This is a genomic window from Kamptonema formosum PCC 6407 (genome assembly GCF_000332155.1).
In the GTDB taxonomy this organism is placed as follows: domain Bacteria; phylum Cyanobacteriota; class Cyanobacteriia; order Cyanobacteriales; family Microcoleaceae; genus Kamptonema; species Kamptonema formosum.
In genome coordinates this window covers 2,225,939-2,252,931 of the sequence record NZ_KB235904.1, presented here as the reverse complement: position 1 = coordinate 2,252,931, position 26,993 = coordinate 2,225,939, and the positions used below count along the sequence as shown (strand labels likewise).

Here is a 26,993-nt window from a genome sequence, read left to right as displayed (position 1 = left end):
TTGTTCTTCAACTAAATTGAAACCATGAACGTAGCGGCGGTGAGCGAATCTTTCACCCATAGGCAGAAGACGTTAGCGCTCAACGATATCCCGATCGCGATCGAGGCGATGCACGAGGACGGTTATGTACCGATCCCCAACGTACTCAACGCTGAGGAAGTAACGGCAGCCCGCGCAGCGATCGATCGCCTCCAACCCTTCGGTTTAGATGGCAGTAGTTGGAGCGAACTTAACGATCGTTTCAAGTGCGTTTTCAATCGCGATCGCCTCTGGCTTTCCTACCTCGATCGACCCGGAATCGTAGACTTAGCAGAGGCATTGATGGGCGATCGATGTCACGCGATCGGCATGACTGCCTGGAAAAGTTTTCCCGGCTATGATGGTTGGCGCGTCCACACAGATCAGCTCTTAGTCCCAGTTCCCGAAACTGTGTTTTTCGATCCCAATTTTCAACTACCAGTGTGGATTTGTACCGCCCATTTCTACCTGAGCGACATCACAGTTAAATCAAGGAGAACTAAGAGGATTTAAAGCCTTTAGCACCTTTCTTTTTATCCCCTGACTTAGACTTGGACTTATTAACTTCAGCCATAGCCTCTTGAAATAAATTATGCAAGTGCAGGGGAACGCTGGCAATTTCTGGCAGTTCCGGCTCTAACGGTTTATTGTATGTTTGTAAAAGTTGCTCTAAATCGCGCTCCAAATTAAAATCTGGCCGCTCTAATACTGTTTGCAAAACTTTTTCTAGTTGAGTTGGGTAAGTTTGGGCTAAACGCTGCCAGATGAAAGCATTAATCGTCGCATCTTCCAAGTAATAGCGAACTAACTTATTAGCATTAGGTAAGCTTTGCCAGTCTTCGGTTTTTAACAGAGCTGTGACTTGAGTGTAGGTAGGTAAAAACATCTGACCCCAACGAGGATGAGAAATAGCCGTTACCTGTTCGGCTTTTTTAAGAGTATCAGGCAAGTCAATTTTGGGCATCACCATTTTCGAGTCTGGCTTGCCTAACATTCGATCGACTGTATCGGCATCAGCACCCATTTCTGTGGCTGCGGCCCTGAGTTCTGTAGCATCAACTCCCGATTCTGTTGCTATTTCGTCCAGAGATTTGGAATTGTCAATGCCAGCTTCAGCTAGGCGTTTTTTGGTAATTACTTCTTGAAATTCAGCAATCTTTTTATTGAGGTGATATCCCGAAAGATTGACTTCATCGCTACCAAAAAAATCCGTAAAATCTTGGTGATACTGTTCGACTGACTGCCACGCCTGTTCTAACAATTCTGGAGCATCGCTATAAAGAGCATTTTTATGATTCTGCTTGAAGTTACCAATAGCGACAGCTAGTTTAGGTTTACCCAATTTTCCCATTAAAATATGAGGGCCAGAAAACATCCAGTAACTATCGCTCACGGGGGCAATCCGAACCAGCAAAATTTCCCCTACTTTTAGTTTTGCCGTATCTTTGAGCGTTTCAGAACTATTGACTTTAACGGTGTAGTGTTTTGCCGTTAGCCAGTTAATTAACTCGAAGCCATCGGGTAAAATTTGGCTAATTTCAAATAAGCCGATAAAGCTGCGCCGCCAGTTGTCTAATAATTGGCGATCGCTCTCTTCTAACTCTGCCTGAGCGATAAATAGATCCAGAGGAGTTTGCTCTCCGACTCTACCTTCGACGAGAAAACTGTCCACTAACTGATTTTGCTGGGCGATGTCATAGCGATCGCGCGCCGAACCCGCCGCTATATAGGCTTCTAAAGCTACCGCTAACTCTCCCTCTGCGTCTAGCACAAAGTCTATTAAATTTTGCTTGAGTTCCCAAGCTCTTTCCAGAATAGCTTCCACAATTTACTCTCTTAATTTGAGCTGGATCTTAATACTAATTAGCTTAATTTTAGATCGATCCAAAGGAAGATATTTAGTCAGGACTTACGCAAGTTTTACCTAAAAAAGGTGAAAAACTTAAAGCCCCTCCCTTTTCTTCCCCTCTCTATGCGGTTGAGGGGTTGGGGGAGAGGTCAAACAATTTTTCGGGGGAGAATGAAACCGCCCTGTTTTTAAGGGGAATTGGGGAACTCAGCGCGATCGCATTTAGCGTCCGTCTCTGTCAATATCGCCTGGAACTTTGCGCTCTACCTTATTCCACGCATCGCGGGCTGCGTATTTCGCCTTTTCCCAGCCCAAATTTGACTTACCGCGATTTTTTTCGTAATCTCTCTGTAAATCCCCCTCCATCTCATCAAAGCTCTTGCCCGTACTCCTGTAGCGGCTGTATCCCTCATATCCCGTGCGATAAGCCGGTCTATAGTATTCATAGTCCGTGTCTACCTCTGCATAAGGCCGGGTGTTGTAATTCTGTTCCCAGTAAGCCTCTTCTTCCGTTGGATTAACCGATTCAGCCGCACCCTTACCGACCAAACCCCCAGCAACTGCGCCCACAGTAGCACCCACTACTGCTCCCACAGGCCCGCCGATCGCGCCACCGATCGCAGCACCAGCCGCTCCTGCACCCGCCGCACCAATACCCGTCCCCACTGGATGAGCTCCTGGCTCTCCAGAAATGGGATCTAAGTTTGCATCAGATTCATTAGTATTCTGTTTGATATCTGCCATGATATTTTTTCCTTTTTTCTCAGTAGAATTACTTTGTCTCTAATCTACTTTTTGAAAGGCGAGCGCATCATCTTCCTCAAGGATGAATTAGCTCTACGCTCTTAGGAATATAAATCAAAAACCAACCTTAAATTTTACTAATTTAAGGTTGGTTTAAGCTAGCGATTTAAACTCGATACTGCGACCGAAAGATATTTAATTTATTGCTTCTCTATCAGTTTATCAAACATTAAATTCTTCGGCTTTTTCTAGTAAGCTCGTGAAATTACCAGAAGCAGCAATCCTTACTAGCGCGGCTCAGCAGTCAGTTTATCAATTGCTTCTTCCGCTTTTTCTAGTATGTTTTCTGGAGGATTTTCTTCTTGGTAAGCGTGTAAATCCTGTTCGTAAACCTTCTCTATCCCTACTTTAGGTTTTTCGGTTGCTTTCACTGCTTCTTCGTAAGCTTGATCTCGATTTACAACCGCCTTATTATCTTTAGAAAAACCCTCGATTGTAGAACCTGTTTTCGTCTGGTTACTACTTATGTCTACTATGGCATAAGCAGGCTGACCCGGCAATATGATTATACCTGTTAAACTGATTAAACTCATCAAGCAAACCGCCAAAATGCTTTTGCCGAATACCTGTCCCAGTGTTGATAAAATTCTCTTCATGTAAATTCCTCCTCCTAGTTTTTTACCATTTGTATTAGTTAACATTTCCCTGTACCCAAGCACAGAAATCTAAGTTAAGAGCGCCCTATTTGAGCTAATACCATCCTCCCATCGGAGGGAAGCACTAGATTTATAGGACTATAAGTAGTCTATATGTAAATCCACCTTCACTGCTTCTATCTTTAGGTAGATTAAAGACTTTGAAAAACCGCACAAAAGAGTATTTCCAATTAGCCATTAGCCATTACCTAATTATGAACACGGATTTTACCGATTACATGGATTACACGGATTAGTTAGAGTCATGATTATTTAGTCTGTGAAATCAGAGGAATCTGTAAAATCTGTGTATCCCAATTACCAATTACCAATTACTCCTATGTAGGATATTGAAAATAAAATGACCTCACAGCAATTCTTGCTCAATTTTAAGACCCCGACTTTCCATAGATTGTTCAAACAAATCAGTCGGAAGGGCCTGTTCTACAGGCCAAACTCCTGGATAAGTCAGTTTGCCATCTAATATCAATTGGGCAATTGTACCCGTACCTATACCAGTAGCATCTGCGGCATTTTCATGTACTACCGTCGAGCAAACTTTAGCTTCCTTACCATTTTTAATGCCAGTTACTTCGGAACGCACTGCTACCCCAATACCGCTAAACTGATTGCTAAAACTGGTCATACCGTAGCTAACGTAGGACAAAAATTCGATGACCTTATGATTCTTCAGCCAGCTATCCGGCCAATAGTTAGCGACAAACCAGGTAAGATAATTGTAAAGATCAGGATTAGTACCAAATTTGGTAATTACAGTTTTAACTGGGAAAGATTCAGGTAAAGTAATAGATTCGGGCATATCAAACCAGTAAACACCTGTTTTGCTGTAGGGTTGGGGAAATTCAACTGTTTCGCGATCGCTATAGGGTTTAACAGTTTGCCACTTGCCATCTAACCACACCTCAAAAGGCGTTTGCAACCCTAAAAATGTAGTTCGCATTACTGTCACCCCAGCCCCGCCCGAACCTCCGACAACATAACTCAAGTGAATGCGTTCTGCCTTATCCAACTGTTCTACATCTCGGCGTACCATGCTATTAGAAACTCCGGGAAAAATCCCCGTATTAATAATAGCTGTAATCCCAGCATTTTTAGCAGCATCGCGGCATTCTAAAGCCCTGCGAGTGAAGCTGCGACTGTCGCTGACATCGAGATAGTTAACGCCTTCATCAATACAAGTTTTGAGTACCGAAGCATCGCGGTGGTGAAAAGGCCCCGCCGTGTGGATGACGAGGTTGGAAGCAGCAACAGCTTTTCGTAAAGCTTGCTTATCCGCTAAATTTAATGGCAAATACTCCGCCTGCTTCGGCGTGGATGTATTAGCAGCTATTCCCCCTGTATCGCGTCCAGTCAGGGTAATTTGCGCCTGAGTATGGGCGACTAAATCTTTAGCCACGCTGGTGCCAATTCGCCCCCGGCCTCCAATAATCAAAACCCGGTCTGTCATTGCTCAAAAATGGGTAACGGCAAGCTTAAGTTTCTCAAATTTTGGTCAGCTTTTTCATCCCTACAAAGACTGAGTATTTTAATATGGTAGAGGTTAAAAGATGAAAATCAAAAAAGGGATCTCCCCTAACCTCTAGACTGCAAGGAGAGGGGAGCAGGATTGTTACTATTAAATCTCTGTGAGTTTAATAGTATTAATTACTCCCCCGAACTATAGCAAATTTATTCCTTTTCCCTCTCCTCTCAGGAGAGGGTTAGGGAGAGGTAGTTCGGGGGCTAGGGGTGAGGTCTTTTACAAATCGGAGGCTCCCCCAAATACAGACTTTGCCGTAGATTTCAGGGAGTTAGCTGCATCTGCCAAAGTCTGCGCGATTGGTTGCTGCGCGTGCATAAAAATACGAGCGCAATTGCGTCCCGGCATCCCCGAAATCGAGCCGCCTGGATGCGTACCAGCACCCGTTAAATACAAACCTTCAATCGGTGTTTTGTAATTCGCTAACTCCGGTAAAGGGCGGAAAAAGATCATTTGATCCAGAGTCATATCTACATGGTAATAATTACCCTTCAATGCCCCCAAACGTTCTCCCAATTCTGCCGGACTTTCCACGCGGCGACCGATAATTGCATTCTTGATATTGGGCGCATATTCTGCTAATTTATCAATGCAGCGATCGGCTACTTTGTGTTTTAATTCATCCGTCCAACCAGTTCCGTGCAAACCAGTGCCTTCAGCATTTTCGATCTGATAAGGAGCAAAAAACTCAATCCAGACAGTATGTTTACCGGGGGGAGCCATCGACGGGTCTAGCATGGTCGGCACTACCACATACATAGAGGGGTCAGAGTCAGGAATTCTGCCAATACTAGGCTCGCTGTGAGCAATTTCGACGTGCTTCACGGAATCAGCAATTAATACTGAACCGATCATATATTCATCTTGATGGTTGTACTTTTCAAACCGGGGCGCTTCGCTGAGAGCTAAATCTATCTTAAGAATAGTCTCATTGTTGTTAACAATTTTGCGCTCTAGGCGTTCCCGCAAGTTGCGATCGGCACTATCAACATCCCTGTCATCTATTAAGTGCAAAAACAAGCGTTTAGCATCTATATTAGAAATAACACCTTTTGTAGCTCGATATTCTACGCCTCCGGCAACTCGAACTCCTACAGCGCGGCCATCATCAACCAAGATTTTTTCAACGTGCTGGTCAGTGAGGATTTTACCTGCATAACTGTGTACTAAATTAACCAATGCTTTTACTAATGAACCCGTGCCTCCTCGCGGTCTGGCCATACCAGGATTGTGCCGCATTGCCATCATAATTGCACCGACAGCAATGGTTTTTTGAGAGGGAGGTGCACCGAGTTCTGAGGCGAGTCTTGCTAGGGGCGCTTTGAGGAATTCCGAATCAAACCACTCGTTGAGAATGTCCTCAGCGCTGTTGAGCATGGTACGGATAAAATCAAAGGTTTTGTCTGGGGAACCGATGACTGAAAACAAGTCTTTAAGTTTTTTAATGTTGTAGTTCCCGGCGATATCAATGATGGATTTGGGTGGTGCATTGAACATCGGAATCATTGCACCGAGGGCCCGCTGCCAAAAGTCGGTATATTCGGCGTATTTCTGAGCATCGCGAGGGCTATAGCGAGCTATTTCTGCACAGGTTCTTTCAACTGATTTATGGGCTAAGAAGTATTTTCCGTCTGGGTTTGGGCAAAAGACAACTGGATCGCAAAATAGATATTCTAATCCATATTTCCCCAGTTCTAATTCTTCGATAACAGGCCCTAAATGGATAAATTCATGGTCGATTGCACAGAGGTTAAATTTAAAATCTGGCAGTTCTGGAATTGCGGCCTCGGTGGTGGCGGCCCCTCCAGGGACAGAGCGTTTTTCGAGTAGGAGGACGCTATATCCTGCTTTGAGGAGGTAAGCTGCACAGGTTAGCCCGTTGTGACCTGCTCCGATGATAATGACATCATACGTTTCCATAGTTGACGCTCTGAGGGTAGGAAATTAAGTTGATTTTACAAAATTTAATAACTTTATAAACTCTACCACGCGACAGAGATCGATTTTGGTGAATATTACCTGAGAAGGAGAAGGACGTTCCCAAAGAGCGATCGCACATTTTCAAGTAAAGTTTAGATCGAGCGCGATCGTCCATTTGTCCGCAATGCCGAATTAAAGAAACTGGGTTTTTCCCCATCTATAAGCCTCGGAGAAGTATATCGTAAAAACCCGGTTTCTAGCCACCCGCCGAATCAAAGAAACCGGGTTTTTCCCATCTTTTGGCCTCTAGGGAAATTATTGCCATTACAATTAGTTGCTGGCTGGAATGCGATCGCCTACTTCGGGCAACTGCGAACATAACTCAGCCTTAAACAAGCGATCGCCTAAAACTCCAGACTAACATCCGGCATCCGCTAAAATTAGACGGACACAAACGAGCGATCGTCCCCGTCAACGCCACAGACGGACTGCAAGTGCGATTTTACTCAAAAAATCCCCTTACCAAACACAAAAACTGAAGCTGTAACAGAGTCCAAAGGCGAAATTTGCCTCAAGCCCGTTACAATCATTCTGGGCTATAGAACAACAACAAAATTCCCAACGGATTTAAAGGATGAGTTATCGGTTTCTTTGCAGCCCTCACCCCCCCATGCCACAAGCCCGATATTGAGTTGTGATAAAGATCGTGAAACCAGTTTACTCAGATAAAAAACTAAAATCCCTGGCAACAGCCAAACAAGAAAAAATGACCCCTATTAGCGATCGCGCTCGATTGCGGCTATTATCTCAACGTTCCCTACTCTTAGGCATCGGTTGTATTGCTAGTCTAGGAATGCTCAGTAAAGGTATGGTTTGGGCCCAAACCGAGGCTCCGCAAGTAGAAATAGCTGCCCCAGAAGCCTCCGAAGCCCCTCCTAGCCTCCCGGAACCAGCCGCAGTTGAACCAGAAACTTACGCACCAGAACCCTCTGCGGCCGCCCCCGAATACGCCCCAGAACCAGAGTACATTCCAGAAACCCCCGAATACGCCCCAGAACCAGAGTACATTCCAGAAGCCCCCGCAGCGGCCGCCCCAGAGCCGTATTTGCCAGAACCAGAAATTGCTCCGCCAACCGTAGAAGCGCCGAGCACTCCAGAATATAATGCTGAGGCCCCAGCCAGCCCCAATAATGCCTACATCGATCCCACTGACTACAGTGTGGGTGCGACTAACACCTACGAAGCACCGACAGCAGTTCAATTTTCCGAACGCTCAACTGGTTGCGACGCTGTTGTAGGAACGGGACAAGAAATTGCGGGAGCCTTGTGCGCTCCCCCTGCGCCACAGCAGCAGACGGCAGATGCGAACGCGGGGAACCCCTACGCTGAAAATATCGCCGCCCCTACAGGTCGTAAAGCCTGGGAAAATGGCCAGCAACAGGCAGGAACATCTTACGCCCAGGGAGGTTCCTCTGGGGCTGGATATGCCCCCAGGTCGGAATATGCCTCTGAGTCGGGATACTCCTCAAACGGAGGGGCGACAGTTGCCAGCATTGGGTCTATCCAAGTCGGCCCGATTACTGTCAGCAGTATGAGCGATTCTGGTTTTGCTTATTACAATCAGACACCTCGGCCGCCTGCATTGCCTGGAAATGGCAATCTGCGGATGATGTTTCCCCTGTCTATCCCCGCTGAAATTACCTCGATTTTTGGCTGGAGGACTCATCCAGTCCTCGGTTCAGGCAGGTTTCACACGGGTACAGACTTGGGTGCGCCGATGGGAACCCCAGTTTTGGCGGCTTATGCGGGTCAAGTTGCGATCGCAGATTGGTTAGGAGGTTACGGCCTGGCCGTCGTTCTCGACCATAATAAACAGTCCCAAGAAACTCTCTACGCTCACCTTTCCGAACTATTTGTTAAACCGGGTGAATGGGTGCAGCAAGGAGAAGTAATTGGTCGAGTTGGCAGTACGGGGATGTCTACAGGCCCTCACTTACACTTTGAACTACGGGCGATGACAAATCAAGGTTGGGTAGCGATCGATCCAGGCCAGCAATTAGAGTTTGCTTTGGCTCAAATGGTGAAAACTTTGGAAACAGCAGAAAAAGTGCCGGCAATGCCTAAAATTCTCACATCTCGCTTAGCAAGTGGAACAGGGGATTTAGAAATTAGTACGCCAAAACTTCCACCACTACCTTTAGGTTTAGACATTGAAATTGTCAATCTCCAACCCCCAGTAGAGTTGTTAGAAAAGCCAATTTCTAAGCCTAAGAATTGATTGATAGAACTGCCAATTCGATTAGGATTGTAGATACTGTCTTGACAAGTCAATACAGTATCTACAGATTGATATTTATTGAAGGCGATCGCGTTTTATGAGATAATAGAAAAACAGAGCCAAAAAAATCTATGGCAACAGAACGCTGGGATGATGACAGACTAGATAGACTCGCTAATCAGGTAGAGGAAACAGCGAATATAGCCAATAGCAATGCTCGCGTGATTCAAGCATTAGCAAATACGGCAGCAGAGGCCAGAGAAGAACGGCAGCAAATATTACAACTGATCGCTCAACAGCAAGTGACGATCGCTCAACAGCAAGAAAGGATGATTCAAATAGAGGAAAGAATAGACCGACAACAAACTAATATTGATGGTTTGAGAAGGGAGACAATGCGGATGCTCGATATCCTGTTAAATCAAAGGAATCAGCAAGATAATTCTGGTGAATAAAATTTGCAGAAGTGGGGAAAGTGGTAGATTTAAGTAGGTAGACGCAAATAAACCTTGCTGCATAACAAAATGTAAAGTTATCATCACCCCTGCGATTGCTTCGTTTCACTCCCAATGACATACATAGATATTTTCTTACTCATCTAATGAGCTTTCGGGATTTTGAAATCCCAAAAGCCTTTTAACCCTAATTATGCGATCGCCACCCCTTACAATTCAAGACATTATCTACCTGAGATATCCTCGCTTAAGAACACTTCAAAGTAGTTAGAACTAGAGCAACTTGTTGAGCTGCCAAGTGAAGCGTCATCAGTTCGTCAGGGCGAAGGGTGCTGGGTTGCTTCCACTGGAGGGACATTAAAGCGATCGTTTCCCCGCGATAGGCGATGGGAACAGCGAGATGTGCTTGAATTCCTGATGCCTGGTAGTGGGCAATATCAGTCATTGTTGCATCCGCTGAGACATTAAGCGAACATTGAATCGTCTGAGTAGCGATCGCTTCCTTCACCAAAGGGTCACTTGCCAGCCAATTGTCCACCTTTCCGCCTGCGCTGTGAGTGCCGACTGCCCCTGTTAAAGTATTTCCCTCCACGAGTTGTAAAATGCAGGCATCGGCTAAAAAATTATCGCTGAAGGCCGCAGCAATTGGCTCTAAACTGGCTTCCAAACTAGGAGAGTCCTGAGCAGTCTGCATGACAGTTGCCAGTAATTGCGTTTGGATTTGGGCCCGGCGCAGTTCTTCCGTCCGTTGCTTCAGCAATTCATAAGTCTCTGCGGCCCGCTGCACTACAACTTTGAGTTCGTTCGGGTCCCAGGGCTTAGTAATATATTTATATACCTGTCCAGAGTTAATTGCGTCTACCAGGTCTTCAATATCCGTAAAACCAGTGAGGATAATCCGTACTGTGTTTGGGAACTGAGGTACAGTTTTGCTCAAAAACTCCGTTCCCTTCATCTCCGGCATACGTTGATCGGAGATGATGACGGCTACTTCACCTTCATCGCCAAGGACTTCCAAGGCGCGAATTCCGCTCTCAGCTTTTAGTACGTTAAAATCTCGCCGGAAAGTTCGGTAGAGGAGATCGAGATTATCTGGTTCATCGTCTACCACCAGCATCTTAGGCTTTTTGGGTCGATTTAGGCTCATGAGCTGGCGTTTAATGCTATCTAGCTCTGGAAGGGCATTATCCATAAGAATACAATCAACTCGCCTCAGCGGATTTGGGTGAGCATTTATTTTGCAACAATAGTGACATGGTATCAAACCTAAGCTCTACTGCAACTGAGAAGTCAGCTTTCAGCTTTTGTCCTCTGAGCGTCCCTAACAGAATTTGGGTATAAACTTGATTGTCTGGTTGACGCGATCGCCTGCCAACTAAAGCAGGGAGTGCAACTTCTGAATTGTTGTTTCCCAGTCATTAAGGGAGGCTTTCTCAGATTGTACGTTTGCACAATAACAACTACTTATCGCTGAATTTGTAATTCGATTATGACTCAAACACCTCAAGACTTACCGAATTCGGGCCCTCAATCTTCTAGCAATGCTGTGGATGTGGAAAATTTAGTGCGATCGCTCCGCCGCAAGGAGGGCAGTTGGGTAGAATGGGGACAGGCTTGCGCGACATTGCTCAAAGCGGGCTACAGTTCTAATCAGATTTTTGAACAGACGGGTTTTGAGCCGGTGCAGCAAAATCAGGTCAGCGTTGCCGCTCAAGTTTATACCAGTTTAGTAAATGCAGATGCCACTGAGGAAGTGCGATCGCACTTTTGGCGCAAGGGTAGCGATGTTTTGTACGAGTTTCGGATTCTCACCCAAAACGAACGAGTTGCTGCTGCTACCTTGGTACTATCTCACAACCTGGATGCTGACGACGCGCACGAAATCGCCAAAGCTGTCAAGGAATTTTCGCGCATTCGGCAGCCAGCGGGATTTACCCATGCTGCGGGAGACGCAGTTGCTTACCAGTGTTGGAAATTGGCGAGGGAGAAGAGCGATCTGCAAGAGCGATCGCGCCTGATCGCACGCGGTTTAAAATTAGCAGCAAGTCCCACTGCGCGTCAACAAATCGAACAACTACTCACTGATTTTACCGTAGTTCCGAAGCGTACCGCCCCCCGATTGCCAGTGTATCGCGTCGAAGAAGAGGAAGATTTACCTCGGATCGTACCTGTTGCAGGTCAAATGCCGATCGCCACTACAGACTGGCAAGCAGTTCCCCTAACGGAGGAAACAGGGCCCTTTCAACTGATCAAATTTTCCGGTACTGGCGCTTGGATAACCGTCCCTGGTTGGCAAGTGATTAGGAAAGCAGAAGATCCCGTCGCTCTTTTGGCAAATAGCGATCGCTTTCCCACACCCTTACAAGGCCAACCTGAAGAAGTATTAATTATCGCCGACCGCGCTCAAAGGCAGTGGGATGCTGATAGTTATTTTCTCACAGATAGCAACGGCAATTTAGAATTACAGTGGTTTGAAGAATCTCCCGATATCAAGCTTTTAGCAAAAGTTATTCTAGTGATGCGTCCGAAAAGAATTATTGAGGAAGATTCCGTTAAGGATGGATGGTCTATTGATGAATAAATTGTTAATTGTTAACTGTTAACTGTTAACTGTTAACTGCTCATGGCTCCAGAAACCGGGTTTTTGAGATCGTCTGTGGTATAAATGAAGTATCTTCGTCAAAAACCCCGGTTTCTTTGGTTGGGTGTGTAATACCAAATCCGGCTTTACTACCCCCTTTATTGTCATTGCGAGCGAAGCGAAGCAATGACGGATTATTGGTAATAAAGGGGATGACTAACCCGGATTTGGTATAAGTCCTGAATTAGCCATTAGCAATTAGCCATTAGCCATTAGCAATTAGCCATTAGCCATTAGCAATTAGCCATTAGCCATTAGCAATTAGCCATTAGCCATTAGCAAAATGACCGACAAAAATACGCTTGATAAAATTAAAAAACTATTGTCTCTCGCAACTTCTTCTAACGAGAACGAAGCGACAGCCGCAGCAGAAAAAGCCTCTCTACTATTAGCACAATACAATCTCAGCTTAGCTGACTTAGGTACTTCAGAGCAAGAAAAAATCATTCAAAACTCTGTCGAAACAACGCCTCGTTATGTCACTTGGAAAATGACATTACTCTCCGGGATTGCTGAAGCCAATAGCTGCGAAGCAATGCGAAATAGTTATACCGGCTATATGTTTTTAGTAGGAACACCTACTAATATCGCAGCGTGTCAATACCTTTATGAATACTTAGCTCAAGCCATTGAACGGCGTGCTAAATATCGCAAAGGAAATGGTCGGGGATTGGCTTATCTAAATGCTTTTCGAGTGGGGTGTGCGACGCGGTTAAGCCAAAGACTATTAATCCAAAAAGAAGAAATAGAAAATTCAGGAATTCCTGGTTCAGGAGATGCACCAGCGACTCCAGCTATTGTAGTCAGATCGATGTTTGAGAAAAATCAGCAAGATATTACCAACTATTTAGAACAACAGGGTGTAAAAGTTAAAGTTCGTTCTGGTTCTCAAATTAGCAGCGAATCTGGCTTTTATTCAGGCTATCAAGTCGGCGACCAAATTAGTTTGCACAAACAAGTTAAGTCTGAAGGTTCTTTTAAGCAATTAAATGAAGGATAAAAATCCAGAAAGAAGGAAAAACAATCATAAAGAATTAGTAAGTTACCCCTTCCTTCTTCCTTCTTCCTTCTTCCTTCTACTTAAAACCAGCCATTTCTACCAACTCAACGCAAACTTCGTTAAGAAATTCTTTATCCACATTTTCTGGTAGAGAAGATTTGATGGTTTTGATTTCTTCAAAAAGTGAGCTAGCGATTTCTTTCACTTCTTCATAAGTAACATCTCCATTTCTGATAGAAAGCAAATATCCGCTATCTCCTACTTTTTTGCGATTAACATTCAGTTCGCCATCTCTCAGGATTTCTATCCCCATCCGCAACAAACGAATGCAATGAGAGGTATGTTTTGAATCATAACCACATTTACTCTCTAAAGCTTTTCTATCTACATTTCTTTCCACATTCCACTTTTTATAAGCTTCCCATTCACCGAGAGCCTGACGATAAGCTTGAGAGATGTGCAGTAACCTAATAAAATCATTTGTAGCTCTCGTATATTGTTGAACTTGTGGCAGTAATTCCTCTGGAATTGGTCGCTGTTTGAGGATACCTTTATAGTCAATTTTTTCAAGCAGCAAATTTCTCAATTCTTCTGACGGTTCTAGAAATTCGATGCAGTCGCGAACTAGCATATACAGAAATTCCAGAAAAGCGTTAATTTCTGTCTTATTTAATGGCTTATAATTCTCGTCATCTAGTCCAAAATCTTGAGGGACAGGTTTTCTCGGCGGAGGATTTAGCAACCATTTTCGATGATTTTCCACCCGTTTGATTTGAGCGTAAGCGTAGCCAGCAAAAGATGTTCTAACTTTTTGAGACAAGAAAGCGGAGCGATAAGAAATTAACTTTTCACCCGCCGGAGACAGATAGGCGTAAAATTCTCTATCCATCCAAATGGTTTCTAAAATGTTAGGATTGTTGTTACCAACTAAGGATAAAAACTTTCTGAGTTCGTAGATTGTACAGTCTTTGACGGTATCGAGCATGGGATACAAACCCGTTCCTGGTTCTACATCCCAGCCTGTATCTTTCTGCTCGAAAGTTTTAAATCCCAGGTAGTATTCTTTGGGAGCGATAAATACGCCTTTGTAGTCAAAATCAGACTGTGGTGTAGAAGTCCCATAGGCTTGACTTCCTACTAAAGCTAGTAATATTAATCTGGATTCTACGGTAATTCTATCCATTGGTTGCTCTGTGCGATCGCGCTAAGTAGGTTTATCTGTTAAGTTCGCTTATAAACAGACGCAGGTGTTCTGCTATACTACGATTGTAGTATATGATGGTGCGATCGCGTGGCGAGTTATTTGACAATTTCCTAATATTGCTAGCACCGTAAGTACGGAAGAGCCAGATTTTTTAGAGAGAACAGAATTCGTCCTGTCATAGATAGATATTTAACTACGCTCTCAACTACAAACATGAGCTTAAAAATTACAAATTAGCAGCTTTAATGTCTGGGGGAAAAAATTTTTGATTTGTAGAAAGTTGAGCAACCATTTGAGCACGAGACGAAACTTCAAGCTTACGAAACATCCGCTTTAAAGCTTGCTTCACGGAATTTTCGGTAATCCAAAGTCGTTCGCCAATTTCTGCATTCGTTAACCCTTGGGCAACCAGTTCAGCAATTTGTAGTTCACGAGATGTTAGGCGATTTGTGTGCAAGAGTTGGTGTGGCGATCGCACCCTTGCCACCCAAGTTGAAAGGTGGAGACAAAGCGCACTCAAATCCATCAAATTTTGCGTATCGAATGAACCCATACTGCGATCGCGAGTAAAGCCAACCGCACCCACTAATTGTCCTTGGTTCACGATTGGGCCCGTCATAACGTGCCAGTGATCGGCGCGTGGGCAAATCAATTGCCATGCTTTAGGGGATACCACCAAAGCTTCGTGAACGGGGGTGTGTCGCTCCACCAAGTAGCGCAAAACGGGATTGTGCTCGGTCGATAACGCCAATTCCATCAGGTTTTGAAGATTGCGATCGCGAATTCTCCTCTTTGGCGCGTCGAAGAAAAATAATCCCGAACGTTTAGCAGTAAAATACTCGCTCACTTCTGCACAAATGCGCGATCGTAATTCCTGTTCGTCTTTCGCTTGAGTGAGAATTTGAAATAAAGATTGCAAGTCAGCCATAAAAGAGCAAAGTGTACCCGATCGAGGTCTAGGCACAGTTATATCGCACATTCTATCTTAACTTTAGTCGAGACAAATTCTCTACTAATTCACTTTAAAGGATACTTTTGGCATGATTATAAACTCTAGCTCTGATAGCCTACAAGCATCTCAACGCCAGAATCAAATATTTTTTTACATCTTCGCAGTATTATTCAACATCTGCTTGATTGCTCAAGTGCTGACGGTTGGACTGGCATATTTTTATAACTCTGAGTGGTGGAATATCCATGTTTGGCTGGTACGAGGGTACAGTGGGCTGTCACTAATTCTGTTGGTAGGGGCATACTGGATTCCATTTCCTCCTAAAGTTCGCAGCCTCGCGGTAAGTCTGCCAGTGTTACTAGGGTTGCAATTTCTCACAATTCACCTGAAATTTACCCTGCCTTTAGGAATACTTCACCCCCTAATTGGATTCGCATTGTTTTCTGCTTCTACGAGTTTAGTTCATCGCGTGTGGCAAATCATAAAACCCAGCGTTGACGAAGAATAAGCACACTTTGAATATAACTCGATCGGATCGCGTTTTGTTAGATGTTCGTACCTCTCAAGAGTACAGTGGCGAATGGTTCTTCAATCAACCACCCAAAGAAACCGAACGTGCTGGACATATTCCAAGTGCGGTGCATATCGAACATATCCTCACTCTAAATCGGGATGGAACTTTCAAATCGTTTAACGAGTTGCAGGCTCTTTACAGCAGCAAGGGAATCGAGTCTGAGAAAGAAGTGTTTCCCTATTGTGCGATCGGCGGGCGTTCGGGGTATACATGGTTTGTTTTGAAGTATTTATTAGGCTATCCGAAGGTTCGGAATTACGACGGATCTTGGAATGAGTGGAGTCGTCTTCCTAATACAAATGACTAAAAAGCTACTTTATAAGTCTTGTTCCTTTTCGTTCTTCCTTCGGCTATAGGAATTGTCAGCAATGACATTACCTTCTCAGCAATTCTCATTTTAAAACACTTGTACCGTTGGGGATATATCAAAGGTCAAAGTAAGAGCGATCGTCTGCGTTCCCAGCCGCAACTGGGAACTAGGACAAAAGCTACTGACACAAAACCCAAGTATCCTTACTCCCACCACCCTGAGAAGAGTTTACCACAAGCGATCCGCGCTTCAAAGCCACACGAGTTAAGCCACCTGGATGCACATAAATATCTTGACCATAGAGAATATAAGGCCGCAAATCTACGTGACACCCTTCAAAATCCTCGCCAATAATAGTAGGAACTCGCGATAAACAAAGAGTCGGTTGTGCAATATAATTGCGGGGATTTTCCCGAATCCTATGAGCAAAATCTTCCCTTTGTTCAGCAGTAGAATGCGTCCCTACTAACATCCCATAGCCGCCAGATTCATTTGCTGCTTTCACTACAAGCTTATCGAGATTAGCCACCACATATTCTAATTGCTCCTCTTCCCAACAAACATAAGTTGGGACATTTGACAACATTTGTTCCTCTCCCAAGTAATACTTAATTATTTGCGGAACATAAGCATAGATCACCTTATCATCTGCAACTCCCGTACCCAAAGCATTAGCAAGAGCAACGCGGCCGTTACGATAAACTTCCATTAATCCCGGCACTCCCAACCTCGAATCTGAACGAAAAGTTAGAGGGTCAATAAAGTCATCATCAATGCGGCGATAAATCACATCTACTCGCTGCAAACCTTTAGTAGTTCGCATTTGCACGTAACCGTCAGCTACTACTAAATCTCGACCTTCAACTAACTCAACTCCCATCTGTTGCGCTAGAAATGAATGCTCAAAATAAGCAGAGTTGTAAATGCCGGGAGTTAGCACTACAACTGTAGGATTTTGCAGATTTGACGGTGCTAAATTTAGGAGAGTTTCTAACAAATGACTGGGATAATCATCAACAGGTTGAATGCCCAATCTGGCGAACACTTGGGGAAAAGTGCTTTTCATGACGCGGCGGTTTTCCAAAACGTAGGAAATGCCGGAAGGACAGCGCATATTATCTTCAAGGACGTACCATTTCCCATCTTTATCGCGCACTAAATCTGTGCCTGTAATATGACACCAAATTCCGCCTGGTGGCTTTAATCCGATGCAAGGTTTGAGATAACCTGTAGCCGACTCGATTAAATCGGCGGGAATGATGCCATCTTTGATAATTTTCTGTTCGCCGTAAATATCTGTTAGAAATAGATTTAGGGCGTGAATTCTCTGCTTAAGTCCTTGTTCTATCGAACTCCATTCGGAGGCTGAAACAATGCGGGGAATTACATCAAACGGGAAAATTTGCTCTGTCCCTTTATTGTTACCATAAACATTGAAAGTTGCTCCCAACTTCACTAAGGCATTTTGTGCGGCCTGCTGTCGCCGTTGGAGTTCCCCTTCAGTTAGAGAGTGAATTCTTTCTATTAAAAGAGTAGCTTCCGGGCGGGGTTGTCCAATAGCTGCAAAGAGTTCATCATAGAAGTCACCCGGATCGTAAGAATCAAAGCGCATGGTATTTATCCTAATTACTTTTCTGTTGTACTAGCGATCCCACTTTTGGGGTTTTGCAGGTTTTTGTAGCATAAACTACTGATATCTGCAAACCCTAATTTGAAGTAATTAATCGCTTTTCTCTAAATTGATAATATACATAAATGGGCTTCGCAGGTAATGCGCGATCGCCTACAATATTAATTAAACAATCAGACCTTAAAATCATGGCTTATTTATGCGACCTGGGTAGAGGTCAAAAGCTTTACATTGAAAATCCGGGAATGCAGACTGTCATTACCTTATCGAGTAGCGGCCCCAGCCAACAGCAACAAGCAAGCAGTAGTTTTCAGACTGGTAGGTGGGTGATACCGCCAACGGCATTTAGCACTGCATCGGGGATAGTTTTGCGGCTAGAATCGCAGTCAGGGCCGCAATTTGTGATGGTACAAGGTAATGGGATGAGTGTTTTAAGTGCGATGCCAGAGTTGAGTGAGGCGGAAGCGATCGCACTTGTGCAGGTGACTATGGAAGCGGGGCCTAATGATAATACTATGCGGCCGATGACACCGATGAAACCAATGGAACCCATGAAGCCGATGACACCGATGAAGATGAACCCCATGCAGATGCAGATGGGTAATATGTCAATGCAGATGGGGACGCAGGGAGTTTCTGGGAAGCGTTTTTGTCCGCAATGCGGCGCGGGTGTGGGAGAAAGCGATCGCTTTTGTTCGAGTTGCGGTCATAATTTGTGATTATTAGATTTTAAATTGGAGTTATTTATATGCCATCACCTTTACAGATTCCCACGAATCAAAACTCCGGCAAAACATCAATTGAAGTGCCACCTTTAGAAAATGGCGATCGCTTGACTCGGCCTGAATTTGAGCGGCGTTATCATGCTATGCCAGAACTAAAAAAAGCTGAATTAATTGAGGGAGTAGTTTACATGAGTTCGCCAGTTCGTTTTGAGCCACACGCAGAACCACACAGCAATATAATCGGCTGGCTATGGGTTTATCGTAGTGCTACTCCCGGAGTGAGGCTAGGTGATAATGCCACTACTCGCCTAGATTTGGAGAATGAACCACAGCCAGATGCACTATTACGAATAGCATCAGGTGGCAATTCATCTATTAGTGAGGATGGCTATGTAGAGGGTGCTCCTGAATTAGTTGTGGAAATATCGGCTAGCACTGCATCTTATGATTCCCATGATAAGTTAAGAATGTATCGCCGTAATGGAGTACAGGAGTATTTGGTCTGGAAGATTTATAATAATAGAATTGATTGGTTTCAACTAAATGAAGGTGAGTATATACTTTTAGAACCGGATGCCACCGGAATAATTAGGAGTCAGGTTTTTCCTGGTTTGTGGTTAGCAGTATCAGCAATGTTAGAGGGGAATTTAGCTGAGGTTTTGGCTGTATTGCAGCAGGGTTTAGCGAGTACAGAACATGGAGATTTTGTTGAGCAATTAAGAGGTGGTTAATATTTTCAGGACTTACGCGCGTTGAGGTCAGAAACCGGGTTTCTTCATAGATATCTAGTCGAATCTTTGATTTTTCAGAGAAACCCGGTTTCTTTGCATAAGTCCTAATTTTTTTACCGCAAATGTACGCAAATCAATCTAAGGTTAATTATGAAAGAATCAGAAAAAAAGTCTGTTAGTGCTTGGGACTATAAGCCTTGGTGGTGTCAGCCTTGGTCAATTTTGTTAACAGGTATTACTCTAATTTCTGGGAGTTGGTTTGTGTTCAAAACCGTCTGGATAACAGTTATTGTCTCTATACCTCTATTAATATGGATGGGATTTTTCCTATTAATTTGGCCAAGACTCATGCTATCCAGCGGTCTTTTAGATTCTCATCAGGAATAGTTAGTTGTTCGTTGTTAGTGGTTAGTTGTTGTACCAAATCCTGGTTTACTACCACCTTGATTAATTGGCATTAATTGGCGGTTGAAACCGCTACTACACAAACGAAGTCCGCCTGCGCGGACTAAGAAATCAAGAGATATTTAAGCCAGATTTGGTATTAGTTGTTCGTTAGACTTTTTACAAAAATCTGTCAACCTAATTAGTCCGCGTAGGCGGACTTTGTTTGTGTAGCCGCGATTTCAATCGCCGGGATATTTTGGCTAACAACGAACAAACAACAACTAACAACTAACAACTAACCACGAACCACTAACAACTTAAAACGAATAATCCTGAATTGCTTTCACATCTAGCGAGTGAGACTTCAGCGAACGAATGGCGGCCGCAGTCGCTTTTGCACCAGCAATTGTGGTAATGATCGGGATTTTATAAGCCAAAGCAGTACGGCGAATGAAAATCCCATCGGCCCGCGATTCTTCACCGGAAGGAGTAGTAATAATTAGTTGGATTTTCTCATTTTTAATTGAATCCAACAAATTTGGCCGGCCTTCGTGAAGTTTCAACTCTAAACCTACCTTTACACCCTGTTCTCGCAAAACTTTGCGGGTTCCTTCCGTTGCTACTACATTGAAACCCAATTCTAAGAACTCTTTGACAACTGGAACCACTGCAATTTTATCGCGATCGCGCATCGATACAAATACTGTTCCCGATAGTGGCAAAACCTGTCCTGCGCCTAATTGAGCTTTTGCAAAGGCTTTGCCAAAATCTGTGTCAATACCCATTACTTCGCCTGTAGAGCGCATTTCGGGCCCTAACAGAGTATCAGTTCCGGGGAACTTAGCAAAGGGTAAAACCGCCTCTTTTACTGCAACGTGAACTGGGATAATTTCTTTAGTAAATCCTAAATCTACCAAAGTTTTACCAGACATCACTCGCGAGGCAATTTTGGCTAGCGGTACTCCAATTGCTTTCGATACAAAGGGTACTGTCCGAGAAGCGCGGGGATTAGCTTCGATGATGTAAACTTGTTCGCCTTGAACAGCAAATTGGATATTCATTAATCCGATCACTTTCAGAGCTTTTGCGAGTTCAACAGTCCAACCGCGAATTGTTGCTAAAGCTGCTAGTGAAAGTGTTTGCGTAGGAATCGAACAAGCGGAGTCCCCTGAGTGAATACCCGCTTCTTCAATATGTTCCATAATCCCGCCAATGACGACATTACCAGAAGTATCTGCGATCGCGTCTACATCTACCTCGATCGCATTCTCTAAAAACTTGTCAATCAAAATCGGGTGATCTGGTTCGACATGGACGGCAAACATCATATACCGTTCTAATTCTACATCAGAATAGACGATTTCCATTGCCCGTCCGCCTAATACATAACTCGGTCGCACTACCACCGGATAGCCAATGCGTTGAGCTACTATTAAAGCATCCTCAAAACTGCGGGCCATACCGTTAGCCGCCTGTTGAATGTTCAACTCCCGCAGAATTTTCTCAAATCGTTCTCTGTCTTCCGCAGTGTCGATAGAATCAGGGGAAGTCCCCCAAATTTTTGTCTTGACTGAAGGATGGTTAGTGAGAGCTTTTTGCAGAGGAACTGCTAGTTTTAGCGGTGTTTGTCCGCCAAACTGAATAATAACTCCCTCTGGATCTTCGGCTTCGATGATGTTGAGAACATCTTCTTTAGTCAAAGGTTCAAAATAAAGGCGATCGCTAGTATCGTAGTCCGTCGAAACTGTCTCTGGGTTGGAGTTAACCATGATGGTTTCAAACCCATCATCACCCAAAGAAAAGGAAGCATGACAACAACAATAGTCAAACTCAATCCCCTGTCCGATCCGGTTTGGCCCGCCGCCTAAAATCATCACCTTTCGCTTCTCAGAAGGCAAAACTTCTGACTCTGGAGTTAAACTTTGAGCAGCAGCAGAAATTTGCTTTTGTTCGTCGCCTAATTCCCAGATTGCCGCGCCTAATTCGTAGGTAGAATAGTAATAAGGAGTGAAGGCTTCAAACTCAGCCGCGCAGGTATCAACTGTTTTGTAAATCGGAATTACGCCTAACTTTTTGCGGTAAGTTCGGACTTCATCTTCTGTGGTTTTTTGGGCGTAGGCAATTTGGCGATCGCTAAATCCTAATTGCTTGATTTCAAACATTAAGTCTTTAGTCAACTGCTGTAGTGGCGTGCGTTTCAGGAACTTCTCTGTTTCGAGTAACTGCACAAATTTATCCAGAAACCAATGGTCAATTCCTGTAAGTTCGTAGATTTCTTCTACTGTCATCCCCATCATCATTGCGTGGCGGACGGTAAAGATTCTTTCTGGGTTTGGTGTCCGCAATCCGGCGCGAATTTGTTCTAGGGAAGGTAACTTTTCTTGTTTGTCGCAACCCCAACCAGCGCGACCAGTTTCTAATCCCCGTAATGCCTTTTGGAAAGATTCGCAAAACGTCCGCCCAATTGCCATTACTTCCCCGACTGACTTCATTTGTGTAGTCAATGTTGGTTCAGAACCGGGGAACTTTTCAAAGGCAAAGCGGGGGATTTTTGTCACCACATAATCAATTGTCGGTTCAAAGGATGCGGGTGTTTTCTTGGTGATGTCGTTCGGGATTTCATCTAGACTGTAACCTACTGCTAATTTAGCGGCCATTTTAGCAATAGGAAAGCCCGTTGCTTTTGAGGCTAAAGCAGAGGAACGGCTAACGCGGGGGTTCATTTCAATCACAATAAATTCGCCGTTAACGGGATTAACAGCAAATTGAATGTTAGACCCGCCAGTTTCTACGCCAATTTCGCGGATAATTTTAATTGAGGCATCGCGAAGGCGTTGATATTCTTTGTCCGTGAGGGTTTGGGCCGGGGCGACGGTAATCGAATCTCCGGTGTGAATGCCCATCGGATCGAGGTTTTCGATGGAACAGATAATGACTACATTATCTGCTAAATCTCGCATTACTTCTAGTTCGTATTCCTTCCAGCCAATTAAAGATTGTTCGATCAAAATTTGCGAAACGGGGCTAGCATCGATGCCGCCTTGGGCCATTTCTTCAAATTCTTCTTGATTATAAGAAATGCCGCCACCTGTGCCGCCCATTGTGAAAGCCGGACGGATAATTAAGGGGAAACTGCCGATTTCGTGACCGATCGCCCTGGCTTCATCGAGATTACAAGCAATTCCCGAAGGACAAACGGGAACGCCAATTCGCGCCATTGCTTCTTTAAATAGCAACCGATCTTCTGCCATTTCAATTGCTGGCAATTTCGCACCAATTAATTCAACGCCGTATTTTTCCAAAACGCCATTTTTAGCAACGGCAACTGCTAAATTGAGTGCTGTTTGACCGCCCATTGTTGGTAAAATGGCTTGAGGTCGTTCTTTAGCGATGATTTTCTCAAGGATTTCTGGGGTTAAGGGTTCGATGTAGGTGCGTTCGGCGGTTTCTGGATCGGTCATAATGGTCGCAGGATTGGAGTTCACTAGCACCACTTGAAACCCTTCTTCTCGCAAGGCTTTGCAAGCTTGCGTGCCCGAATAGTCGAACTCGCACGCTTGGCCTATGACGATAGGGCCAGAACCAATCAGCAGTATTTTTTTTAAGTCTTGGCGGCGGGGCATAGGTTAGTATCGTTAGTTGGACAGGATTCACGCTAAGTCCAAACTATTTTAAGCCCTAGTGTCAAAACCGTGTTATGTAATACAAACTTGCACCATTGTGGAAGAAGGGGCTAGGGGCTAGGGGCTAGGGACTAGGGGGGAAGAAGGGGCTAGGGGCTAGGGGCTAGGGACTAGGGGAAGAAGGGAAGAAGGGAAGGGGACAGGGCGAATAGAATTCGCCCCGCCTATTCGCTTTATTTTTGTCGGACTACTTATGTTATCTTTTGCTGCTGAAACAGATAAGGATGTACCTGCGATTCGCGCTTTGCTGATAGCGGCTTTCGGCGGGATCGGTGAGGCGGAGCTCGTCGAGGTCATCCGCAAGTACCCCAATTTTATCCCCGAATTGTCGCTGGTGGCGCGGGAGGATGGGGAAGCGATCGCGCATATTCTGTTTACCAGTCTCGCTATTGAAGGGCGCGATCGCACGTTTGGGGCCCTCGCCCTCGCCCCCCTAGCAGTCGCCCCACAACGCCAAAGACAAGGCATTGGTAGCCAGTTAGTAGAATTTGGTTTATCAAAATGTCGCGAGTTGGGTCACGGTATTGTTGTGGTTGTAGGTGAACCCGAATATTATCAGCCTTTTGGGTTTCAGAGGGCGAGTCAATTTGGTTTGACTCCTTCCTTGGAATTACCCGATGAGGTGTTTATGGTGGCGGAACTTTATCCCGGCGCTTTGACAGATGTTAGCGGCTTAGTAAGCTATCCAGCATATTTTGATGGAGTTTGAGGGTTAAGATGTAAAATCATTCTAAATTCTAAATCTAAAATCTGTATGCCCAGAACTCCTAATGAATTTGTCGTACACCTGATGCTAGAAGGCGGCCACCAGCAAGAGGTGCGTTTCGGTACGCTGCAAGATTTTCAGAAGTGGTACAGCGGGGTGATTGTACCCAAATTTGACTCTAAAGAATTTGTTAATGTCCCGATGAAAAATCGGGAAAATGAGTATATGGTGGTTCGCCCCGGTAGCGTGATGGCTATTCGTGTGGAACCTGTTTATAGTTCTAGGCCTGATTTTTCAGACGTAGACGAATAAGGCAAAACCTCTCTAACTTAGGTCGAATACTACAGCAACCGCTTTCGTCGGTTAATACATTCTGAGTTCCTGAAACTCGCTTATTCTATTCCCTTCTTTCCCTTCTTTCCCTAGCCCTGAGCATCGTAGCCCCTAGCCCCTAACCGCTGAAAGCGGTTGCTATACTTATGCCTTATTCTATATTCTCTCTGGGCCGCCTGTTCGCTTGTGGCTGTCTGTTTCCTATTGCTTTATCTTTGGCGGTTGTTGCTAATGTCCCGCCGCTACAACGGATGACTCCCGATCGCTTGGATGTTGTTAGCGGGTCGGATATTTTAGGTTTAGATGGTCAAATTTGGGGCGAGGCGGGTAAACCGGGAGATAAGCGATCGCTTCTAACTGCGATTGATTACAGTTTAGCCTATTTGCAATCGCCCAAGGCTGCTGCTGCTTATCAGAAGTATGCGATCGCAGGTATTACGCGCGATCGCGTTCGCCTTTCTTTGCAACGTTTTCGCCAATTAGTTGTTAGTTCTAATTCTCCAGCACAATTGCAAGCATCTGTCAAGCGAGAATTTGTATTTTATCAAGCTGTCGGCAAAGATGGTAAGGGAACTGTAGGTTTTACGGGCTATTTTGAGCCAATTTACCGCGCTTCGCGGGAACCGACGGCGGAATATCGCTATCCCCTTTATCGCTTACCTCCTAATTTAGCCTCTTGGCCGAAACCGCACCCGACGCGGTTGCAGTTAGAAGGGGCGGATGGTTTGGGCGCAACGCAATTGCGGGGGTTAGAATTAGTTTGGTTGCGCGATCGCTTTCAAGCTTTTTTAGTTCACGTTCAAGGTTCTGCCAGGTTGCAATTAACTGATGGTAATGTGATGACTGTTGGTTATGCTAGCAAAACCGATCGCCCTTATACTGGCGTGGGCAGAGAATTAGTTAAAGATGGAAAATTTACTTTAGAAGAGTTGACTTTAATTAGGCTTACTCAATATTTTCAACAATTTCCTGCGGATATGAATAAGTATTTGCCCCGAAATGAAAGTTTTGTATTTTTTAGGGAAACAAACGGTGCGCCGGCGACGGGTAGTTTAGGCGTGCCAGTGACTCCTGAACGTTCGATTGCTACGGATAAATCTTTGATGCCTCATGGTGCTTTAGCCTTGATTAATACTCGGATTCCCTATCAAAATCAAGAGGGTAAATTAGAACAAGTTGATGTTAGTAGATATGTGTTAGATCAGGATACTGGAGGAGCGATTAAAGGGCCTGGGAGAGTGGATGTTTTTATGGGGACTGGAGATTTAGCGGGGGATAGGGCGGGGTTAATTAATGCTACTGGGGAGTTATATTATTTGATTTTGAAGTAGTATTAAGAGTATAAGGATCTGAGCTGATGCAAAGAAACCGGGTTTCTCAGAAAAATCTTCATTTGGAAACTAGAAATCTACAAAGAAACCCGGTTTCTGGCGAGACGTGCGTAGTTATGAAATATAATGGGAAGAGTGGAAATTAGGAAAAAAGAAATAAACTGTCATTAGCAGATATACCTCTACCTTTCTCCATTTTCTGTTAAGAGTCTTACTGCCTGTTGCAGTCCTACTTCATCTATTGTTAGCATGGATATTTCCAGTAACAGCCGAGTAAATTCCGCCACAGGTATAGTAGATACTGGAGAGAGAAGTGCTGCTATTTCCGGGGGCAATTCTCCAAATCTTTCTCGCAGAAAATTTGCTAAAATTAAGCGTTGTTGTTCTTGTCTACCTTGTTCGATCCCTTGTTCGATACCTTGTTCAATACCTTGTTCGATACCTTGCTGTTTGGCAAGTTGCAATTGTTCTTGAAAAAGTGGTGCGATCGCCATAATTAACTCCCGATCTTCTGTGTCTAATTGCTGTTCGCTATCGGTTACTAAGTTCGATTGTAACCGATATAATAATTCTAGCGCATTAATTCGCATCGGGTCATCCAATGCGAGGCTGCTCAACTGTGCGATCGCTCGCTGTTGTACTCCATCTCTACCCAAAATTCTCAACCATAGCGTCTGGGGAGTTTCTGGCAAGGCGTGGATCGCGACTATGGCGGTTCGCAAATATTCCCCTAAAAAATAAATTCCCTGCATCCAATTCTCGTTGTCGGGTGTGGCATTAAACCCATCTAACAATACTTTTGATGCTGTGGGGGTGAGTATCCACAGTTTGGGCATTTCTGCTTCTTCGCAGCGGGTATTTTGTCTTCTAGCTTGTCTTTCTAATTCTCCTCGGACATCCCATAATTTGCTGAGGCAACTGTTAACTTCGCTGACACTTACTGGGTTGCGAAATGGCTCAAAAATTGCCGTTGCTGTTGCCATTTTTCCCAAGATTCCCAATGTTTCTACATATTCTGGTGTGACAGTGGTGGGAGTAAAGTAAACATCTATTTCTCGGACTTCGGAAGTGACATCACGACCAATATTAACAGTGCCTATTGGTGACAGCATTTCTGCCAAGTATTCTTTGGCAAAGCGATCGTGAATAAATCGCGTCATGGCATCAATATCTTTGATTGTTACTCTCGGAGTTTACCATATTCTTTGATGCAATCTTAAGGTACGTAGTCGATGCTCTAACCCTCCCCTAAGCGCTGAAGCGCAACTATGTACCTAAAATAGGGAT

25 protein-coding genes are annotated in these 26,993 nt (G+C 44.5%); 13 read left to right on the top strand and 12 right to left on the bottom strand.

Annotated elements, in window-relative coordinates:
• The first annotated feature begins 24 nt into the window (after positions 1-24).
• Positions 25-531, top strand: a complete 507-nt coding sequence (locus OSCIL6407_RS0126840) for a phytanoyl-CoA dioxygenase family protein (protein ID WP_007357926.1) — start codon at positions 25-27, stop codon at positions 529-531.
• On the opposite strand, the gene OSCIL6407_RS0126835 is transcribed toward OSCIL6407_RS0126840, so the two are convergent.
• From OSCIL6407_RS0126835 to OSCIL6407_RS37960, 6 genes are all read right to left on the bottom strand, one after another.
• Positions 518-1,843 (bottom strand): hypothetical protein, encoded by a 1,326-nt coding sequence (locus OSCIL6407_RS0126835; protein WP_007357927.1) that lies wholly within the window; start codon positions 1,841-1,843, stop codon positions 518-520. The two genes, OSCIL6407_RS0126840 and OSCIL6407_RS0126835, sit on opposite strands and share 14 nt — an antisense overlap.
• 246 nt (positions 1,844-2,089) lie before the next feature.
• Positions 2,090-2,611, bottom strand: a complete 522-nt coding sequence (locus OSCIL6407_RS0126830; protein WP_007357928.1) for a hypothetical protein — start codon at positions 2,609-2,611, stop codon at positions 2,090-2,092.
• A 287-nt stretch (positions 2,612-2,898) separates the two neighbouring features.
• Positions 2,899-3,267 (bottom strand): hypothetical protein, encoded by a 369-nt coding sequence (locus tag OSCIL6407_RS0126825; RefSeq protein WP_007357929.1) that lies wholly within the window; start codon positions 3,265-3,267, stop codon positions 2,899-2,901.
• A 406-nt stretch (positions 3,268-3,673) separates the two neighbouring features.
• Positions 3,674-4,774 (bottom strand): saccharopine dehydrogenase family protein, encoded by a 1,101-nt coding sequence (locus OSCIL6407_RS0126820; protein WP_007357930.1) that lies wholly within the window; start codon positions 4,772-4,774, stop codon positions 3,674-3,676.
• 291 nt (positions 4,775-5,065) lie between these two features.
• Complete coding sequence (crtO, locus tag OSCIL6407_RS0126815) at positions 5,066-6,766, bottom strand: beta-carotene ketolase CrtO (RefSeq protein WP_007357931.1); 1,701 nt, start codon at positions 6,764-6,766, stop codon at positions 5,066-5,068.
• A 256-nt stretch (positions 6,767-7,022) separates the two neighbouring features.
• Positions 7,023-7,145: a hypothetical protein gene (locus OSCIL6407_RS37960; RefSeq protein WP_267879563.1), complete on the bottom strand. Its 123-nt coding sequence runs from the start codon at positions 7,143-7,145 to the stop codon at positions 7,023-7,025.
• A gap of 327 nt (positions 7,146-7,472) precedes the next feature.
• Here OSCIL6407_RS37960 and OSCIL6407_RS0126810 point away from each other — a divergent pair, with 327 nt between their 5' ends.
• Positions 7,473-9,044, top strand: coding sequence for a M23 family metallopeptidase (locus OSCIL6407_RS0126810; RefSeq protein WP_007357932.1), 1,572 nt, complete (start codon positions 7,473-7,475; stop codon positions 9,042-9,044).
• A 131-nt stretch (positions 9,045-9,175) separates the two neighbouring features.
• The gene (locus OSCIL6407_RS0126805; RefSeq protein ID WP_007357933.1) at positions 9,176-9,499 is read left to right on the top strand and encodes a hypothetical protein; all 324 of its coding nucleotides are present in this window, start codon (positions 9,176-9,178) and stop codon (positions 9,497-9,499) included.
• Between the two features lie 247 nt (positions 9,500-9,746).
• Here the strand turns inward: OSCIL6407_RS0126805 and OSCIL6407_RS0126800 are convergent, their stop codons facing one another.
• Positions 9,747-10,691, bottom strand: coding sequence for a response regulator (locus OSCIL6407_RS0126800; protein WP_007357934.1), 945 nt, complete (start codon positions 10,689-10,691; stop codon positions 9,747-9,749).
• A 297-nt stretch (positions 10,692-10,988) separates the two neighbouring features.
• Between OSCIL6407_RS0126800 and OSCIL6407_RS0126795 the strand changes: the two genes are divergently transcribed.
• Together OSCIL6407_RS0126795 and OSCIL6407_RS0126790 are read left to right on the top strand one after the other, a co-directional pair.
• Entirely contained in the window at positions 10,989-12,080 is a 1,092-nt protein-coding gene (locus OSCIL6407_RS0126795) for a RuBisCO accumulation factor 1 (protein ID WP_007357935.1), read from the top strand.
• A 343-nt stretch (positions 12,081-12,423) separates the two neighbouring features.
• Positions 12,424-13,140, top strand: coding sequence for a DUF2786 domain-containing protein (locus OSCIL6407_RS0126790; protein ID WP_007357937.1), 717 nt, complete (start codon positions 12,424-12,426; stop codon positions 13,138-13,140).
• 76 nt (positions 13,141-13,216) lie between these two features.
• Here the strand turns inward: OSCIL6407_RS0126790 and OSCIL6407_RS0126785 are convergent, their stop codons facing one another.
• Both OSCIL6407_RS0126785 and OSCIL6407_RS0126780 read right to left on the bottom strand, forming a co-directional pair.
• On the bottom strand, positions 13,217-14,323 hold the full coding sequence (locus OSCIL6407_RS0126785) for a DNA polymerase beta superfamily protein (protein WP_007357938.1): 1,107 nt from the start codon (positions 14,321-14,323) through the stop codon (positions 13,217-13,219).
• Between the two features lie 247 nt (positions 14,324-14,570).
• On the bottom strand, positions 14,571-15,272 hold the full coding sequence (locus tag OSCIL6407_RS0126780; protein ID WP_007357939.1) for a LuxR C-terminal-related transcriptional regulator: 702 nt from the start codon (positions 15,270-15,272) through the stop codon (positions 14,571-14,573).
• A gap of 112 nt (positions 15,273-15,384) precedes the next feature.
• Here OSCIL6407_RS0126780 and OSCIL6407_RS0126775 point away from each other — a divergent pair, with 112 nt between their 5' ends.
• Together OSCIL6407_RS0126775 and OSCIL6407_RS31290 are read left to right on the top strand one after the other, a co-directional pair.
• Complete coding sequence (locus tag OSCIL6407_RS0126775; protein ID WP_007357940.1) at positions 15,385-15,804, top strand: DUF6220 domain-containing protein; 420 nt, start codon at positions 15,385-15,387, stop codon at positions 15,802-15,804.
• Between the two features lie 7 nt (positions 15,805-15,811).
• A complete protein-coding gene (locus tag OSCIL6407_RS31290) occupies positions 15,812-16,177 on the top strand; it encodes a sulfurtransferase (protein WP_234709961.1) in 366 nt (121 codons plus the stop codon).
• A gap of 181 nt (positions 16,178-16,358) precedes the next feature.
• On the opposite strand, the gene OSCIL6407_RS0126765 is transcribed toward OSCIL6407_RS31290, so the two are convergent.
• Positions 16,359-17,792 (bottom strand): circularly permuted type 2 ATP-grasp protein, encoded by a 1,434-nt coding sequence (locus OSCIL6407_RS0126765; RefSeq protein WP_007357942.1) that lies wholly within the window; start codon positions 17,790-17,792, stop codon positions 16,359-16,361.
• Positions 17,793-17,998: 206 nt separating this feature from the next.
• Between OSCIL6407_RS0126765 and OSCIL6407_RS0126760 the strand changes: the two genes are divergently transcribed.
• The 3 genes from OSCIL6407_RS0126760 to OSCIL6407_RS33020 all read left to right on the top strand — a co-directional run bounded on the left by OSCIL6407_RS0126760 (position 17,999) and on the right by OSCIL6407_RS33020 (position 19,653).
• On the top strand, positions 17,999-18,529 hold the full coding sequence (locus OSCIL6407_RS0126760; protein WP_007357943.1) for a zinc ribbon domain-containing protein: 531 nt from the start codon (positions 17,999-18,001) through the stop codon (positions 18,527-18,529).
• 29 nt (positions 18,530-18,558) lie between these two features.
• A complete protein-coding gene (locus OSCIL6407_RS0126755; protein WP_007357944.1) occupies positions 18,559-19,266 on the top strand; it encodes a Uma2 family endonuclease in 708 nt (235 codons plus the stop codon).
• Positions 19,267-19,416: 150 nt separating this feature from the next.
• Entirely contained in the window at positions 19,417-19,653 is a 237-nt protein-coding gene (locus OSCIL6407_RS33020) for a DUF6737 family protein (protein WP_007357945.1), read from the top strand.
• A gap of 317 nt (positions 19,654-19,970) precedes the next feature.
• Here the strand turns inward: OSCIL6407_RS33020 and carB are convergent, their stop codons facing one another.
• The gene (carB, locus tag OSCIL6407_RS0126750; RefSeq protein ID WP_007357946.1) at positions 19,971-23,276 is read right to left on the bottom strand and encodes a carbamoyl-phosphate synthase large subunit; all 3,306 of its coding nucleotides are present in this window, start codon (positions 23,274-23,276) and stop codon (positions 19,971-19,973) included.
• Between the two features lie 253 nt (positions 23,277-23,529).
• On the opposite strand from carB, the gene OSCIL6407_RS0126745 reads away from it, so the two are divergent.
• The 3 genes from OSCIL6407_RS0126745 to mltA all read left to right on the top strand — a co-directional run bounded on the left by OSCIL6407_RS0126745 (position 23,530) and on the right by mltA (position 25,706).
• Complete coding sequence (locus tag OSCIL6407_RS0126745) at positions 23,530-24,045, top strand: GNAT family N-acetyltransferase (RefSeq protein WP_007357947.1); 516 nt, start codon at positions 23,530-23,532, stop codon at positions 24,043-24,045.
• A 45-nt stretch (positions 24,046-24,090) separates the two neighbouring features.
• The gene (locus OSCIL6407_RS0126740; protein ID WP_007357948.1) at positions 24,091-24,354 is read left to right on the top strand and encodes a hypothetical protein; all 264 of its coding nucleotides are present in this window, start codon (positions 24,091-24,093) and stop codon (positions 24,352-24,354) included.
• Positions 24,355-24,521: 167 nt separating this feature from the next.
• Entirely contained in the window at positions 24,522-25,706 is a 1,185-nt protein-coding gene (gene mltA / locus OSCIL6407_RS0126735; protein WP_007357949.1) for a murein transglycosylase A, read from the top strand.
• 182 nt (positions 25,707-25,888) lie between these two features.
• Here the strand turns inward: mltA and OSCIL6407_RS0126730 are convergent, their stop codons facing one another.
• Complete coding sequence (locus OSCIL6407_RS0126730; RefSeq protein ID WP_007357950.1) at positions 25,889-26,866, bottom strand: RpnC/YadD family protein; 978 nt, start codon at positions 26,864-26,866, stop codon at positions 25,889-25,891.
• Positions 26,867-26,993 lie beyond the last annotated feature (127 nt).

Excerpts from the sequence above, each read along its gene's own strand:
- OSCIL6407_RS0126840 (WP_007357926.1), top strand. The coding sequence starts at position 25 with ATGAACGTAGCGGCGGTGAGCGAATCTTTCACCCATAGGCAGAAGACG.
- OSCIL6407_RS0126830 (WP_007357928.1), bottom strand. The coding sequence starts at position 2,611 with ATGGCAGATATCAAACAGAATACTAATGAATCTGATGCAAACTTAGAT.
- OSCIL6407_RS0126825 (WP_007357929.1), bottom strand. The coding sequence starts at position 3,267 with ATGAAGAGAATTTTATCAACACTGGGACAGGTATTCGGCAAAAGCATT.
- OSCIL6407_RS0126820 (WP_007357930.1), bottom strand. The coding sequence starts at position 4,774 with ATGACAGACCGGGTTTTGATTATTGGAGGCCGGGGGCGAATTGGCACC.
- crtO (WP_007357931.1), bottom strand. The coding sequence starts at position 6,766 with ATGGAAACGTATGATGTCATTATCATCGGAGCAGGTCACAACGGGCTA.
- OSCIL6407_RS37960 (WP_267879563.1), bottom strand. The coding sequence starts at position 7,145 with ATGTTCGCAGTTGCCCGAAGTAGGCGATCGCATTCCAGCCAGCAACTA.
- OSCIL6407_RS0126805 (WP_007357933.1), top strand. The coding sequence starts at position 9,176 with ATGGCAACAGAACGCTGGGATGATGACAGACTAGATAGACTCGCTAAT.
- OSCIL6407_RS0126800 (WP_007357934.1), bottom strand. The coding sequence starts at position 10,691 with ATGGATAATGCCCTTCCAGAGCTAGATAGCATTAAACGCCAGCTCATG.
- OSCIL6407_RS0126795 (WP_007357935.1), top strand. The coding sequence starts at position 10,989 with ATGACTCAAACACCTCAAGACTTACCGAATTCGGGCCCTCAATCTTCT.
- OSCIL6407_RS0126790 (WP_007357937.1), top strand. The coding sequence starts at position 12,424 with ATGACCGACAAAAATACGCTTGATAAAATTAAAAAACTATTGTCTCTC.
- OSCIL6407_RS0126785 (WP_007357938.1), bottom strand. The coding sequence starts at position 14,323 with ATGGATAGAATTACCGTAGAATCCAGATTAATATTACTAGCTTTAGTA.
- OSCIL6407_RS0126780 (WP_007357939.1), bottom strand. The coding sequence starts at position 15,272 with ATGGCTGACTTGCAATCTTTATTTCAAATTCTCACTCAAGCGAAAGAC.
- OSCIL6407_RS0126775 (WP_007357940.1), top strand. The coding sequence starts at position 15,385 with ATGATTATAAACTCTAGCTCTGATAGCCTACAAGCATCTCAACGCCAG.
- OSCIL6407_RS0126765 (WP_007357942.1), bottom strand. The coding sequence starts at position 17,792 with ATGCGCTTTGATTCTTACGATCCGGGTGACTTCTATGATGAACTCTTT.
- OSCIL6407_RS0126760 (WP_007357943.1), top strand. The coding sequence starts at position 17,999 with ATGGCTTATTTATGCGACCTGGGTAGAGGTCAAAAGCTTTACATTGAA.
- OSCIL6407_RS0126755 (WP_007357944.1), top strand. The coding sequence starts at position 18,559 with ATGCCATCACCTTTACAGATTCCCACGAATCAAAACTCCGGCAAAACA.
- OSCIL6407_RS33020 (WP_007357945.1), top strand. The coding sequence starts at position 19,417 with ATGAAAGAATCAGAAAAAAAGTCTGTTAGTGCTTGGGACTATAAGCCT.
- carB (WP_007357946.1), bottom strand. The coding sequence starts at position 23,276 with ATGCCCCGCCGCCAAGACTTAAAAAAAATACTGCTGATTGGTTCTGGC.
- OSCIL6407_RS0126745 (WP_007357947.1), top strand. The coding sequence starts at position 23,530 with ATGTTATCTTTTGCTGCTGAAACAGATAAGGATGTACCTGCGATTCGC.
- OSCIL6407_RS0126740 (WP_007357948.1), top strand. The coding sequence starts at position 24,091 with ATGCCCAGAACTCCTAATGAATTTGTCGTACACCTGATGCTAGAAGGC.
- mltA (WP_007357949.1), top strand. The coding sequence starts at position 24,522 with ATGCCTTATTCTATATTCTCTCTGGGCCGCCTGTTCGCTTGTGGCTGT.
- OSCIL6407_RS0126730 (WP_007357950.1), bottom strand. The coding sequence starts at position 26,866 with ATGACGCGATTTATTCACGATCGCTTTGCCAAAGAATACTTGGCAGAA.